This window comes from Devosia sp. XGJD_8 (genome assembly GCF_046614475.1).
Lineage (GTDB): Bacteria > Pseudomonadota > Alphaproteobacteria > Rhizobiales > Devosiaceae > Devosia.
This window is the reverse complement of the sequence record NZ_JBKJHF010000001.1, coordinates 1,856,419-1,869,456: the sequence shown is the minus strand read 5'-3', so window position 1 is coordinate 1,869,456 and position 13,038 is coordinate 1,856,419. Positions and strand designations below refer to the sequence as shown.

11 protein-coding genes, 1 tRNA gene and 1 pseudogene are annotated in these 13,038 nt (G+C 63.4%); 6 read left to right on the top strand and 7 right to left on the bottom strand.

Features of this window, described 5'->3' with window-relative positions:
* The first annotated feature begins 67 nt into the window (after positions 1-67).
* Positions 68-1,117: a cysteine synthase A gene (locus ACLI1C_RS08760; protein ID WP_411396481.1), complete on the top strand. Its 1,050-nt coding sequence runs from the start codon at positions 68-70 to the stop codon at positions 1,115-1,117.
* 533 nt (positions 1,118-1,650) lie between these two features.
* Here the strand turns inward: ACLI1C_RS08760 and ACLI1C_RS08755 are convergent.
* Positions 1,651-1,830 (bottom strand): annotated as a pseudogene (locus ACLI1C_RS08755) (glyoxalase superfamily protein); the annotation flags it as partial.
* A 243-nt stretch (positions 1,831-2,073) separates the two neighbouring features.
* Between ACLI1C_RS08755 and cls the strand changes: the two are divergent.
* Complete coding sequence (gene cls / locus ACLI1C_RS08750) at positions 2,074-3,525, top strand: cardiolipin synthase (RefSeq protein ID WP_411396480.1); 1,452 nt, start codon at positions 2,074-2,076, stop codon at positions 3,523-3,525.
* 1 nt (position 3,526) lies between these two features.
* Here the strand turns inward: cls and ACLI1C_RS08745 are convergent, their stop codons facing one another.
* The 5 genes from ACLI1C_RS08745 to ACLI1C_RS08725 all read right to left on the bottom strand — a co-directional run bounded on the left by ACLI1C_RS08745 (position 3,527) and on the right by ACLI1C_RS08725 (position 9,367).
* Complete coding sequence (locus ACLI1C_RS08745) at positions 3,527-4,558, bottom strand: amino acid ABC transporter substrate-binding protein (protein WP_411396479.1); 1,032 nt, start codon at positions 4,556-4,558, stop codon at positions 3,527-3,529.
* Between the two features lie 125 nt (positions 4,559-4,683).
* Positions 4,684-5,484, bottom strand: a complete 801-nt coding sequence (locus ACLI1C_RS08740; RefSeq protein ID WP_411396478.1) for an amino acid ABC transporter ATP-binding protein — start codon at positions 5,482-5,484, stop codon at positions 4,684-4,686.
* 4 nt (positions 5,485-5,488) lie between these two features.
* Positions 5,489-6,625, bottom strand: a complete 1,137-nt coding sequence (locus tag ACLI1C_RS08735) for an amino acid ABC transporter permease (protein WP_411396477.1) — start codon at positions 6,623-6,625, stop codon at positions 5,489-5,491.
* 10 nt (positions 6,626-6,635) lie between these two features.
* Entirely contained in the window at positions 6,636-8,168 is a 1,533-nt protein-coding gene (locus ACLI1C_RS08730) for an amino acid ABC transporter permease (RefSeq protein ID WP_411396476.1), read from the bottom strand.
* A gap of 182 nt (positions 8,169-8,350) precedes the next feature.
* Complete coding sequence (locus ACLI1C_RS08725) at positions 8,351-9,367, bottom strand: amino acid ABC transporter substrate-binding protein (RefSeq protein ID WP_411396475.1); 1,017 nt, start codon at positions 9,365-9,367, stop codon at positions 8,351-8,353.
* Between the two features lie 222 nt (positions 9,368-9,589).
* Here ACLI1C_RS08725 and metC point away from each other — a divergent pair, with 222 nt between their 5' ends.
* Complete coding sequence (metC, locus tag ACLI1C_RS08720) at positions 9,590-10,777, top strand: cystathionine beta-lyase (protein WP_411396474.1); 1,188 nt, start codon at positions 9,590-9,592, stop codon at positions 10,775-10,777.
* Here the strand turns inward: metC and ACLI1C_RS08715 are convergent.
* Positions 10,759-11,496 (bottom strand): phosphatase PAP2 family protein, encoded by a 738-nt coding sequence (locus ACLI1C_RS08715; protein WP_411396473.1) that lies wholly within the window; start codon positions 11,494-11,496, stop codon positions 10,759-10,761. The genes metC and ACLI1C_RS08715 overlap by 19 nt on opposite strands.
* 103 nt (positions 11,497-11,599) lie before the next feature.
* Here ACLI1C_RS08715 and ACLI1C_RS08710 point away from each other — a divergent pair.
* The 3 genes from ACLI1C_RS08710 (at position 11,600) to ACLI1C_RS08700 (ending at position 13,031) form a co-directional block, all read left to right on the top strand.
* Positions 11,600-11,676, top strand: a tRNA-Pro gene (locus ACLI1C_RS08710).
* 37 nt (positions 11,677-11,713) lie between these two features.
* Positions 11,714-12,019: an ETC complex I subunit gene (locus ACLI1C_RS08705; RefSeq protein ID WP_411396472.1), complete on the top strand. Its 306-nt coding sequence runs from the start codon at positions 11,714-11,716 to the stop codon at positions 12,017-12,019.
* Positions 12,020-12,164: 145 nt separating this feature from the next.
* A complete protein-coding gene (locus ACLI1C_RS08700) occupies positions 12,165-13,031 on the top strand; it encodes a TraB/GumN family protein (RefSeq protein ID WP_411396471.1) in 867 nt (288 codons plus the stop codon).
* The last annotated feature ends 7 nt before the right edge of the window (positions 13,032-13,038 follow it).

Sequence of the window (13,038 nt, the reverse complement as noted above, 5' to 3'; positions counted from 1 at the left end):
GTTAAGCCTTGTGGCGCCGGGTGCCGCCACCTAACATAAGTCCTTCAAACACCTTACAGATCGATCCATGGCCATTCATAAAGACCTCATCGCCGCCATCGGCAACACGCCGCTGATCCGCCTCAACCGCGTGTCCGAACTGACGGGCTGCGATATCTGGGGCAAGGCCGAGTTCCTCAATCCGGGCCAGTCGGTCAAGGACCGGGCCGCGCTGTTCATCATCCACGATGCGGTGAAGTCGGGCGCGCTCAAGCCAGGTGGCACGGTGGTCGAGGGCACGGCGGGCAATACCGGTATCGGGCTGACGCTGGTGGCCAATTCGCTGGGCTTCAAATCGGTGATCGTGATCCCCGAGACGCAGAGCCAGGAGAAGAAGGACGCCCTGCGGCTCTATGGCGCCGAGGTCATCGAAGTGCCGGCCAAGCCCTACAAGAACCCCAATAACTACATCAAGATTTCCGGACGGCTGGCGGAAAAGCTCAATCGCGAGCTGCCGGGCGGGGCGATCTGGGCCAACCAGTTCGACAACATCGCCAACAAGCGCGCGCATGTCGAAACCACAGGACCCGAAATCTGGCAGCAGACCAAGGGCCGGATCGACGGCTTCATCTGCGCGGTAGGATCAGGCGGAACGCTGGCCGGTGTGGCCGAAGCGCTGCGGGCCCGCAGCTCGGACGTCAAGATCGGCCTGGCCGATCCCGAAGGCGCTGCGCTCTACAACTATTACGCGCATGGGGAGCTGAAATCCTCGGGCAATTCGATCACCGAGGGCATCGGCCAGGGCCGGATCACCGCGAACCTGGAAGGGCTGACGATCGACAATCCCTACCAGATCCCGGATGCCGAGGCCCTGCCCTATATCTTCGACCTGCTCGAGCATGAGGGGCTGTGCCTGGGCGGCTCCAGCGCGATCAACATTGCCGGCGCCGTGCGCATGGCGCAGGACCTTGGGCCGGGCAAGACCATCGTGACGATCCTCTGCGACTACGGCAATCGCTATGCCAGCAAGATCTTCAATCCGGCCTTCCTGCAGGAAAAGGGGCTGCCGGTACCATTGTGGATGGAAGACCGGGCGCCGATCGACATATCCAGCGTGCTGGAAGCGGAGCCGGTCTAGGACCGGCCCCGCGGGCATCAGGCTGCGTCAAAGAAACCAAGATTGGTGGGACTGCGCAGGGCCTTTCCGTCCGGCGTGCTCAGCGGGGTGGTCGCGTCCACCGCCTCGAGCTCGAAGCCGCGGGCGAGACCCCTGCCCCGTCCCTTGACGTAGAAGCCGTAATTGAGCGTCGTCGCCTCCTCGGGGATATCGAGAACGATCTGGCGCTCGGTCCAGTCCGTGTCGTCGGTCAGCGGACCGCCGGTGGCGTAACGCTCGAGATTTTCAAAGCGCAGCGAGCCCAGCGGACCATCGACGCGGAACCAGATGGTTACGCCTCCATCCACCGCCACAGCCTTGAGGCTGGTGCGCAGCCGCATGCGCTGACCGCGAAAGGCCGTGGCATCGACCGACTGCATGAGGGTGCAGAAATCCTCGTTGCTGATATCGAAAGACAGCTCCGGCTTGCTCTCTATCCAGGCGGCGGCCAGCGCGCGATCGGTACCCACCCGGTACAGCCGGGGCGAGCGGCCGTCGCGTATCCAGCCCTGCGGGACGACATCGCCGGCGCTGTTCACCGCGTCGATGCGCGCGCTCAGAATGTTCCAGTTGGCGAAACCAAACTGGCGCGCCACGAGTTCAAGGCACTCGCTGTGGCTCAGCCCGACATCACGCTCGGCCAGCCCCTGTCGCAGGAGTTTGGCCATAAGCTTTGCATCCATGAAACTGTGCATGGTTCAATCCTCTCTCATGGGCAAGGACCAGAAAGTCAGCGCTCGCATTACTGACGGCTTGCCCGGTGATCGAGGTCAAACCAGCAGGATAATCGTGCATTCACCCTCCCCCAGACGGGGGTGCGAGCGGCTGGCTGCACGCGCCATGGACAAGACTAAGCCGCGGACGAAACTTGTCAATCGCGACATTGTTCAAATGAGGCGGGCTGATAGAGTGGCGCCGCATGTTCGAGGTGGGGCGCTGTGATCGGTATCGACGACATTCTGCGGATCATCATCGCCGACTTCCACATCGTGGCGGCGATCACGGCGGCTTTCTACCTGCTCGCCTTCGTCTGCGCGGTGCGCGAAATCATGATCTCGCGCACCTCGCAGGGCTCGATCGCCTGGATCCTGGCGCTGGCGCTGCTGCCCTTTCCGACGGCCCTGCTCTATCTCATCGTGGGCTGGAAGGCCTTCGACGACTACGCGACCGACCGCATCCGCAACGGCCGCGCCGCGCGGCCGCTGCGGGCCAAGGACCTGGCGCTGATCGACCGCGAGACCAGCCACAAATGGCCGGTACAGACCAAGGTGTCGGAAGTTCCGTTCCTGAGCGGCAACGAAGTCGAGCTGCTGGTGGATGGCAAGGCGACGTTCGACTCGATCTTTGCGGGGATCGAGACGGCAAAGCACTATCTGCTGGTGCAGTTCTACATCGTGCGCGACGACGCGCTGGGCAAGGAACTGGCGGAGCGGCTGATCGAGCGCGCCCGGGCCGGCGTGAAAGTCTATCTGCTCTATGACGATATCGGCAGCACCGGCATGCCCCGGCGCTATCGGGCGCAGCTGCGCGAGGCTGGCATCAAGGTGGCCGGCTTCAACCAGCGGCACAAGTTCATGCGGATCTATGGCCCGACGCGCATCAACTATCGCAACCACCGCAAGATCGTGGTGGTGGATGGCGAGCATGCCTGGGTGGGCGGGCACAATGTGGGCGTGGAATATCTGGGCGAGGACCCACGCTTCGGGCGCTGGCGCGATACGCATGTGCGGGTCTCGGGGCCGGCCGCGTTGGGCTGCGGGCTGCTGTTCCGGGAAGACTGGGAATGGGCGACGGGCGAGGTGTTGCCGGCGGCTCCACCGGAACATGTGGCGACGCCGGGCGAGCAATCCGTGCTGGTGATGGGCAGCGGCCCGGCCGACAAGCTGGAGGAATGCGCCATCGCCTTCACCGACCTTATCGGGCGGGCACGCGAACGGCTATGGATCGTCAGCCCCTATTTCGTGCCCGATACCGATATCCGCACCGCCCTGTTCGCGGCGCGGCTGCGGGGCGTGGATGTGCGGATCATGCTGCCCAACGAGCCGGACCACAAGATGGTGTGGCTGGCCAGCATTGCGCATGCTGATGCCATGGTGGAGCATGGGGTGTCGGTCTATCGCTATACCGACGGCTTCCTGCACCAGAAGGTGGTGCTGATGGATGACCAGATCGCCTCGGTGGGCAGCGTCAATTTCGACAACCGCTCCTTTGCCATCAATTTCGAGATCACGCTGTGGTTCCCCGACAAGCAGGCCATCGACAGTGTCGAGGCGATGCTGGTGGAGGATTTCAAGCTGTGCCGGCAGGTGGACATCGCCGAGGTCCGCCAGCGTCCGCTGCCCATGCGCTTCCTGACGCAGGCGGCGCGGCTGCTGTCGCCGCTGCTCTGAGCTAGCGGATCGGGGGGGCGTACATGAGGCCCCCATTGCCCCAAAGAGCATTCTGGCCGCGCAGCAGGGCGGCGCCGGTCTGCGGGCCGAAATGGCGGTCATAGAGCTCGCCGTAATTGCCGACGGCGCGAATGGCATCGGCCATGAAGGACGGGCCGAGGCCGAGCGGCGTGCCGAAATCGCCATCGACACCCAGGATACGGCGCACGGCGGGCGTGCGGGCCGAGAGGAGGGAATCGACGTTGAGCGCGGTGACGCCGACTTCCTCGGCATTGATCAGGGCATAGAGGGTCCACTTGACGATGTTGAACCACTGGCTGTCGCCCTGCCGCACCACGGGGCCAAGGGCTTCCTTGGAGATGCGCTCGGGCAGGATGCGATGGGCGGCCGGGTCCGACATCTGCCGGCGGATGGCCTGCAGCTGGCGGCCGGCAGCGGAGATCACCTGGCACCGGCCGGCCTGATAGGCCACGGCCAGATCGGCGATGTCCTCATAGACCACTTCGGCATAGGCAGCCTGGTTGGTGAAGAAGAACTCGTCGAGACGCTGCAGATCGCCGGTCGCGTCGGTGACGCAGATATTGACGTTGTCCAGCTCATAGGCCGAGACCAGCCCGAGGGACTGGGGCACGAGGAATGCCTGGCCATCGAAGAAGCTGGCGGCCACGAAGGCGGCGCCGTAGGAGGTGTCGCGCCGCTGGGTCCAGGGGCCGTTGCGGGTCAGCACATCGATGTCGCCGGTCTGCAGGCTGGCAAAGCGGGCTTCGCCGCGCAGGGCGCGGAACTCGATCAGGTTGGGATCGCCGAAGATGGAGGCGGCAATGGCACGGCAGAGGTCAACGTCAAAACCCGACCAGCGGCCTTCGCCGTCCTGCTGGGCAAATCCCTGCAGGGGATTGCTGGAGCCGCAGACCAGAAAGCCGCGTTCGCGCACCGCATCGAGCGTTTGCGCGCTTGCCGGCGTGGCGGCAAGCGTCGCCGCGCAGGCAAGGCCTGCCAGCAGTGACAGCAATCGCTTGAAAACTCTGGTCAATCGGCGGCTTCCCTTGCCCTGGACCGACATATTGGCAGCCCAAGACCCCGGGTCAAGCCGGGCGGTGGATTGCGCTGTGCATTACGCCAGCGCAATCCGGAATTTGGCAGCCTCTGCCGACAGCGTCAGTGCAGAATCTGGCTGAGGAAGAGCTTGGTACGCTCGTGCTGCGGGTTGGAGAAGAACTGTTCGGGTTCGTTCTGCTCGATGATCTGGCCCTGGTCCATGAAGATGACCCGATTGGCGACCTGACGGGCAAAGCCCATTTCGTGCGTCACGCAGATCATGGTCATGCCTTCTTCGGCCAGGCTGATCATCACTTCGAGCACTTCCTTGACCATTTCGGGGTCGAGCGCCGAGGTGGGTTCGTCGAACAGCATGATGCGCGGCTGCATGCAGAGCGAGCGGGCGATGGCCACGCGCTGCTGCTGACCGCCCGAGAGCTGGCCGGGGAACTTGTTGGCCTGCTCGGGGATCTTGACGCGCTCAAGATAGTGCATGGCCGTGGCCTCGGCCTCGGCCTTGGGCGTGCCACGCACCCAGATGGGCGCCAGCGTCAGGTTTTGCAGGATGGTGAGGTGCGGGAACAGGTTGAAGTGCTGGAATACCATGCCGACTTCGCGACGCACCTCGTCGATGCGCTTGAGATCGGCCGTGAGTTCAGTGCCGTTGACGATGATCTGCCCTTCCTGGTGTTCCTCCAGGCGGTTGATGCAGCGGATCAGCGTGGACTTGCCCGAACCCGAGGGGCCGGCGATGACGATGCGTTCGCCCCGCATGACCTTGAGGTTGATATCTCGCAGGACGTGAAAGTCGCCATACCACTTGTGCATGCCCACGACATCGATGGCCACGTCGGTGTCAGATACTTTCATATGCGAGGTGTCGATCGCGCGGTCGACGGTTGCGCTTGATGTGTCGCTCATGGCGTTACCTCTTGTGACCCGTATCCAGGCGCCGTTCCATGTAGATGGAGTAGCGGGACATGGCAAAACAGAAAATCCAGAAGACGAAGCCGGCAAACAGATAGCCGGTGATCGCCTGGGTGGGAGACGACCACTCGATATCCGAGCTGGCCGCCTGAACGGTGTTGAGCAGGTCGAAAATGCCCACGATGGAGACGAGAGACGTGTCCTTGAACAGCGCGATGAAGCTGTTCACGATGCCGGGGATGACGTGCTTGAGCGCCTGGGGCAGGATGATGAAGCCCATCGATTTCCAGTAGCTCAGCCCCAGCGAGGAGGCCGCCTCGTATTGCCCGCGTGGCAGGGCCTGCAGGCCACCGCGAACCGTCTCGGCCAGATAGGCCGAGGAGAACAGGGTGACGCCCACCAGGGCACGCAGCAATTTGTCGACCGTCGTGCCCTGCGGCATGAACAGCGGCAGCATGACCGAGGCCATGAACAGCACGGTGATCAGCGGCACGGCGCGCCACAGCTCGATGAACATGACGCAGAGCGTCTTGATGATCGGGAGCGAGGATTGCCGCCCCAGAGCCAGCAGGATGCCGAGGGGGATGGAGCAGATGATGCCGACCAGCGAGATGATGAGGGTGACCATGAGGCCGCCCCACTGCTCGGTGGGCACCGGCCGCATGCCGAACACGCCGCCATTGAGCAGGTAGAAGCAGATCACCGGATAGACGACGAAGAAGAGCACCGCATTGGTGCGCTTGAACGGAGCCTTGGGTGTCAGCAGCGGAAACAGCAGCAGGGCGCCCAGGGCGAAGACGATATTGGGCCGCCAATACTCTGCCGGCGGATAGAAGCCGTAGATGAAGAACGACATGCGCGCCGAGATATAGGCCCAGCAGGCGCCGGCATTCTCGACACGGCAATCTTCAACCGTACCGCCCGGCGCCACCGCATTGCCACCGATGCCGGTGGGCGCGATGAAGCCATAGATGGGCGGAATGGCCCAGATGAGGAAGACGATGGCCAGGATGGTCAGCAGGGCATCGCTGGGCGTGGCGAAGAGGCTGCGGCGGGCCCAGGCAATGGGTCCGCTGGTGTTGACGGGGGCGCCGCGCGCATCGACCATGTCCTGGCGAACGAAGGAGTATGTCATGTTCGTGCTCCTATCGCTCGACCAGCGCAACGCGCGCATTGTACCAGTTCATGAAGGCCGAGGTCGTCAAGGACAGGGTGAGGTAGACCGCCATGGTGATGGCGATGACCTCGATGGCCTTGCCGGTCTGGTTCAGCGTGGTCCCCATGAAGACATTGACCAGCTCGGGATAGCCGATGGCGGCGCCGAGCGAGGAGTTCTTCGTCAGGTTGAGATACTGGCTGGTCAGGGGCGGAATGATCACCCGCATGGCCTGGGGAATAACGACCAGGCGTAGCCGGTCACCCTCGCGCAGGCCAAGCGAGGCAGCCGCCTCGGTCTGGCCCTTGCTGACCGCCTGAATGCCGCTGCGGACATTTTCGGCGATGAAGGCGGCCGTGTAGATGGTGAGGCCGAAGACCAGCGCCACCAGTTCGGGCACGAGCTGCACGCCGCCAGAGAAGTTGAAGCGCTCGAGGATGGGAACCTCGAAGTTCAGCGTCGCTCCAGTGAGCCAATAGACGAGGCCGGGCACCGCGATGATGATCAGCACGGCCAAAGCGAGCGGGAACTTGCCCTCGGTGGCAGGGCGACCGTCGCCCTTGATCATGATCCACGCCACCGCGGCAGCGGTGAGCACGGCAGCCAAGGCGATGACCATGGGCGGGACAAAGGCGAACATGCCCTCGAGCAGGAAAGCCATGACGGCCCAGGTCAGCACGAAGCCGATGAAGGCGCGGCCGAAGCGGGTGTATGGCGTCAGCGATATGCCTGCCAGGACGGCACCCGCGATGAGCGGGAAGCCAACGATGCCCGACAGAGCCGGGAAGATGCCGGTCAGCAGGCTGCCGGCCACAAAACCGAAGCCGAAGGTGATCAGCAGGTTGGCAAACAGGCTGCCCCAGACGACCGGCTGTGGATAGTGGCCGGTGGCGGTGCGCACGCTCATGGCCCAGCGCACGATGGCGATGGCGGCCACGATGGCCAGCACCAGGGCGACGATGACGAAGGTCATCTCGCTATCCGGCAATGGCTTGGGGACGATGATGCCGCGCTGGTTGATGAAGGTGTTGAACGGCAATTCGTAGGACTGGCGAACGGCCGGCATCGCCTTGAGCACTGCGAAGTACCAGAAGAACAGTTGCAGCAGCAGCGGGATGTTGCGGATGATTTCGACATAGACCGTCGCGATGCGGGCGACCAGCCAGTTGGAGGACAGGCGCGCTACGCCCAGCACGAAGCCCAGGATCGTCGCGAAGACAATGCCGATGATGGCCACGAGCAGCGTATTGAGCAGGCCGACCAGAAAGGCCTGCCAGTAATAGGACGAGCGGTCGAACGGAATGAGCGTGAAGCTGATGCCGAAGCCGGATGTCTGGAACAGAAAATCGAAACCTGTCGACTTGTTCTGCGCAGCCAGGTTCTGCGCGGTATTCAGGATGATCCAGGCGAAGAAGAGTATGACGGCAAGCGCTACCAGGATCTGGTAGATAATGCCGCGGATCACCGGGTCATTATAAAACGCCGTCCGCGGCGGAGCCGAGAGAGTGACTTGGGCGGCCATAGCGATGTCCCCTAACAGAGTGTCGCGCGTATCCGGGGGCGGCACAAACAGCTAATACGAAACCGGGCCCCGGCCGCATGCCGGCGGGGCAGTTCACATAGGCTTGTTAAAGGCGCCAACCGCTAGAAACGCACGTCACGACGAACCGGCGCCCCCAATGGGAGCGCCGGAACTGTTTCGCCTTAGCGGATCGGCATTGCGTACTGGATGCCACCGTCGGACCACAGCGCGTTCAGGCCGCGCTCAAGACCGATTTCGGTGTTCGGGCCGATATGGCGGTCGAAGGATTCGCCATAGTTGCCGACATGCTTGATGATCCGGTAGGCCCAGTCATTGGTCAGGCCGATCGGGGTACCGAATTCGCCCTCAACGCCGAGCAGGCGCTTGATGGCCGGATTGTCGGAGCCGAGCATCTCGTCGACATTGGCCTGGGTCACGCCCAGCTCTTCAGCTTCGAGCAGTGCGTAATAGGTCCAGCGGGCAATGTAGAACCACTGATCGTCGCCCTGACGCACGGACGGCCCAAGGGGCTCCTTGGAGATGATCTCGGGCAGGATGATGTATTCATCCGGGTTGGCGAACTTGGAGCGCTCAGCAGCGAGGGCCGAGGCGTCCGTGGTGTACACGTCGCAACGGCCGTCTTCGAAGGCCTTCACGACTTCGTCCTGGTCGGTGAACACGACGGGGCTGTATTCGAGGCTGTTGGTCTCGAAATAGTCAGCAGCGTTCAGTTCGGTCGTGGTGCCCGATTCGATGCAGATGGCGGCGCCGGACAGATCCATCGCCGATGCGATGCCGTCGGCTTCGCGAACCATGAAGCCCTGGCCGTCATAATACATGACGCCAGCGAAGGTGATGCCCAGATCGGTATCGCGGCTCATGGTCCAGGTGGTGGTGCGCGACAGGATGTCGATTTCACCGGCGGAAAGCGCTGCGAAGCGTTCCTGGCTGGTCAGCGGGGTGTAACGAACCTTTTCGGCGTCGTCGAAGATGGCAGCAGCGACGGCACGGCAGAAGTCAACTTCCAGGCCGGACCAGACGTTGTTCGCGTCGGGAGCAGAGAAGCCGGGCACACCGCCGGTCACACCGCACTGGACGTAGTCCTTCGCCTTCACGTCGTCGAGAGTGGCTGCCTGAGCAGCCGTCGCGCCGAGGCCGAGCGAGGCCGCGACTGCGAACGTTACGAGCGTTTTTTGCATTGATATTGCCTTTTGTTTCCTGACCCTGTGTCCCGGAGCTCATCAGGCTTGCGCCAGCGTCCCCGGTGGCACCGCCGCCTTTGAATGACGGTGTGATGCTGCTAAGCATGCAAGCGTCTATTGACCGTTGCGTCAAGGGCTCATGGCCGCATGAGACAGCAAACCTGTCGCTTATTTAGACACACGTACCCACTTGAACTGATTTTGAGCATTGAGCCTCCCATGAATGACAAAAAAAGCGGCAGCCCGGTCCAGCAATCTCTGGAAACCGTGCTCACTCATCATGGGCGCGTGCCCGACGATCAGTTCGGATTTGTAAATACACCAGTCTATCGCGGCTCGACGGTGCTGTTCAAAACGCTGGCCGATATCGAGGCGCAGCAGCAGCGGTTCCTCTATGGCCGGGCGGGAAACCCGACCACTGAAAGCGTCGAAGCGGTGATCACCGCGCTTGAAGGCGCCCATCGCACGCGGCTGGTGCCATCGGGCCTAGCCGCAATCACGGTCGCCCTGCTCAGTTGCGTGCAGGCCGGCGATGACATCCTCGTGACCGACAGCGCCTATGAGCCGAGCCGGACCTTCAGCGACGGATTTCTGGCCCGCATGGGTGTAACCACCCGTTATTACGATCCGCGAATCGGCGCGGGCCTGGCCGAGCTGATGCGACCCAATACCAAGGCCGTGCTGGCCGAGAGCCCGGGCTCGCTGACCTTCGAGGTGCAGGATATTCCGGCGCTGGCGAAAGCGGCGCATGAGGGCGGAGCCAGACTGATCGTCGACAACAGCTGGGCCAGCCCACTCTATCTGCAGCCGCTGGCGCTGGGCGCCGACATCGTGGTGCATGCCGGGACCAAGATGTTCGTGGGCCATTCGGACGCCTTTGCCGGCACGATCTCGACGACCGAGGAGAGCTGGGCAGGCGTCGACCGGGTGCGGCGCGAGCTGGGTATCTTCACCTCGGGTGATGACGCTTTCCTCGTGGCGCGGGGCCTGCGCACGCTGGCGATCCGCATGAAGGAGCACCAGCAGCGGGCGCTAGAGATCGCCAGCTGGCTGGAGACGCAAAGCGAGGTGGTGCAGGTGCTGCATCCCGCCCTGCCCAGCCACCCCGACCATGCACTGTGGCAGCGGGACTTCACCGGCTCGGGGAGCCTGTTCGCGGTGCTGCTGGCGCCGGCGCCGCGGGCTTCGGTGGCGGCCTTCGTCGATGGGCTGAGCCTGTTCAGCATGGGCTATTCATGGGGCGGCTATGAGAGCCTCTGCCTGCCGGTCAAGCTGGGCAAGAATCGCACGGCGGTGCCGTGGACGGCGCAGGGTAACCTGTTCCGCCTGCATATCGGTCTTGAAGGGGTCGAGGACCTGAAGGCCGACCTGGCGGCGGCTATCGAGCGTTATTCGCTGGCGCGCTGAAACAGGCGGGGAATAGCCGAAAACGGACGGGCGACGATCCTGCCATCCGGCAGGGTCTCGAACAGCCAGCCGCGCCGCGCGAAGATATTGCGCACCAGATAGGCGCCGAGCATGCCGACGACCAGGCCGCCGAAGACGTCGCTGGGATAGTGCATGCCGATCGGGACGCGCGAAAAGCTCACCACAATGCCGATGGCGAGGAAGAGCATGAAAAGGCGCGGCCAGAGAAAGCCGATGACGAAGGCGAGCGCTATGGCCGTGGTGGTATGGCCCGAGGGAAAGCTCTGGAAGCTCCAGTCATTGACGACGTTCTGGAAGGAAAAAGCGCCCGAGACATCATATTCGGTGGGCCGGCCGCGGCCGATGAGGCGCTTGATCAGATTGGCCATGAGGCCTGGAACCCCGACCCCGAGGAAGACGAATCCCGACAGAGTCGCGACTTCGCGCGCCGCGAGGCCGGGCAGATCCTTGAGCAACCGGCCGGCGACAAGGGCGAGGATAAAGATGGCCAGCGAGGGGATCAGCACCCAGTCGGACAGGCCGTAATCGGTGATGAAGAAGAAGGGCGCGCGCCAGAGGTCTGGCCAGGCAATGGTGCTTTGCGAGGCCCAGATGTCGATTTGCGCCAGGAGCGCAACGCCCAGAACGACGGCGAGGCAGAAGAGCGGCCAGCGACGGCTATCGAGGCCCAGCGGCCAGGGTTTGGTCAAATCGATCATGGACTGTTTCTGTTATGCCCGGGCCCGCGCGTCAATAGTGCGGCGCAGGTGCATCGGCCGCTTGCCCTTTGCGGCCGAACAGGCTAACGGAATGCGGCGATCTCGGAGTGTAGCTCAGCCTGGTAGAGCACCGGTTTTGGGAACCGGGGGTCCAAAGTTCGAATCTTTGTACTCCGACCATCGCCTCTTGCGTTGAGCATCGTGTTGAGGACTTTGCATGACCGCCCGTATCTACCGCCCTGCCCCCAATGCCATGCAGTCGGGCAAGGGCAAATCCAGGCAATGGATGCTGGTGCATGAACTGGCCGCGCCGCGCGAGATCGATCCGCTGATGGGCTATACGTCCAGCGCCGATACGCGCCAGCAGGTCCGGTTGAGCTTTGATACGCTGGAAGCGGCGGAAGCCTATGCGCAGAAGAATGGCATCGCCTATTCGGTGCAGCCGGCGCATGACGCCACGCCCAAGCGGCAGAGCTATCCGGACAATTTCCGGGCCGACCGCAAGACGCCCTGGACGCATTAAGTCCGTTCCGAACGAGATTCCGCAAAGCGCCGCAAGTGATTGTGGCGCTTTTGTTTTTGGTATCGCGGCAGATGCCATCCTTCCCTGCGGCGTTGGCGTTTCGGCTTGGCCGGCCTATCCTGGCGCGTGGAACGAGGAATCGCCGATGAAGCTGCCGATGCACTGCCTGCTCCCCGCACTGATCGCCCTGGGCGTGACCCTGCCGGCCCGGGCCGAGCCCGCCATGTGGGAAGTGCGCGATGGCGACAGCGCCATCTGGCTGTTCGGGTCATTCCACCTGCTGCCCGATGGCATGGCGTGGCGCACGGAGCGATTCGACACCATCCTCGACGAGGCCGACAAGGTGGTGTTTGAAACCGATATCGGGCCGCTGGCCATGGCCGAGGTCGGGGCCGAAGCGTTTGCGCGCGGCATCTATGTCGATGGGACGCTGCTGACCGACGTGATCGACGACGATCTGGAAGCCCGGTTGCGGGAACATGCTGCGGCGGTGGCCATGCCGCTCGGCCCGGTGCTGGCGATGCGGCCATGGATGGCGACCAATGCCATTACCGTGGCGGCGCTGGCGGCAGAGGGGTTCAGCGAACAGGGGGTCGAATTCCTGCTGCAGCCGGAACTGGCTGCCGAGCGTGTCGGCTTTCTCGAAACGGGCGAGGAGCAGCTCGACGTGCTGGCGGGCGCGCCGGAGGACGAGCAGGTGGCCATGCTGGCCTCGACGCTGGACCAGCTCGACCAGTTGCCCAAGCTGATGGACAAGATGCTGACAAGCTGGGCGGACGGCACGCCGGAGCGGCTGGGCAGGATGTTCCTGATGGAAATGGGCGGCTTCGAGGAGGCGTTTCTCGAGCGCCTGATCTATGCGCGCAACCGCAACTGGATTGCCCCGCTCGAGGGCATGCTGGCGGATAACCAGCAGAACCTTGTGGTGGTTGGGGCGGGACACCTGATCGGGGATGGCAGCGTGCTCGACCTGCTGGAGCAGCAGGGCTACGCGATCACGCGCATCCAGTGAGCGGGGC

Coding starts and splice junctions, on each gene's coding strand:
- ACLI1C_RS08760 (WP_411396481.1), top strand. CDS start 68: ATGGCCATTCATAAAGACCTCATCGCCGCCATCGGCAACACGCCGCTG.
- ACLI1C_RS08740 (WP_411396478.1), bottom strand. CDS start 5,484: ATGAGCGACACATCAAGCGCAACCGTCGACCGCGCGATCGACACCTCG.
- ACLI1C_RS08735 (WP_411396477.1), bottom strand. CDS start 6,625: ATGACATACTCCTTCGTTCGCCAGGACATGGTCGATGCGCGCGGCGCC.
- ACLI1C_RS08730 (WP_411396476.1), bottom strand. CDS start 8,168: ATGGCCGCCCAAGTCACTCTCTCGGCTCCGCCGCGGACGGCGTTTTAT.
- ACLI1C_RS08725 (WP_411396475.1), bottom strand. CDS start 9,367: ATGCAAAAAACGCTCGTAACGTTCGCAGTCGCGGCCTCGCTCGGCCTC.
- metC (WP_411396474.1), top strand. CDS start 9,590: ATGAATGACAAAAAAAGCGGCAGCCCGGTCCAGCAATCTCTGGAAACC.
- ACLI1C_RS08715 (WP_411396473.1), bottom strand. CDS start 11,496: ATGATCGATTTGACCAAACCCTGGCCGCTGGGCCTCGATAGCCGTCGC.
- ACLI1C_RS08705 (WP_411396472.1), top strand. CDS start 11,714: ATGACCGCCCGTATCTACCGCCCTGCCCCCAATGCCATGCAGTCGGGC.
- ACLI1C_RS08700 (WP_411396471.1), top strand. CDS start 12,165: ATGAAGCTGCCGATGCACTGCCTGCTCCCCGCACTGATCGCCCTGGGC.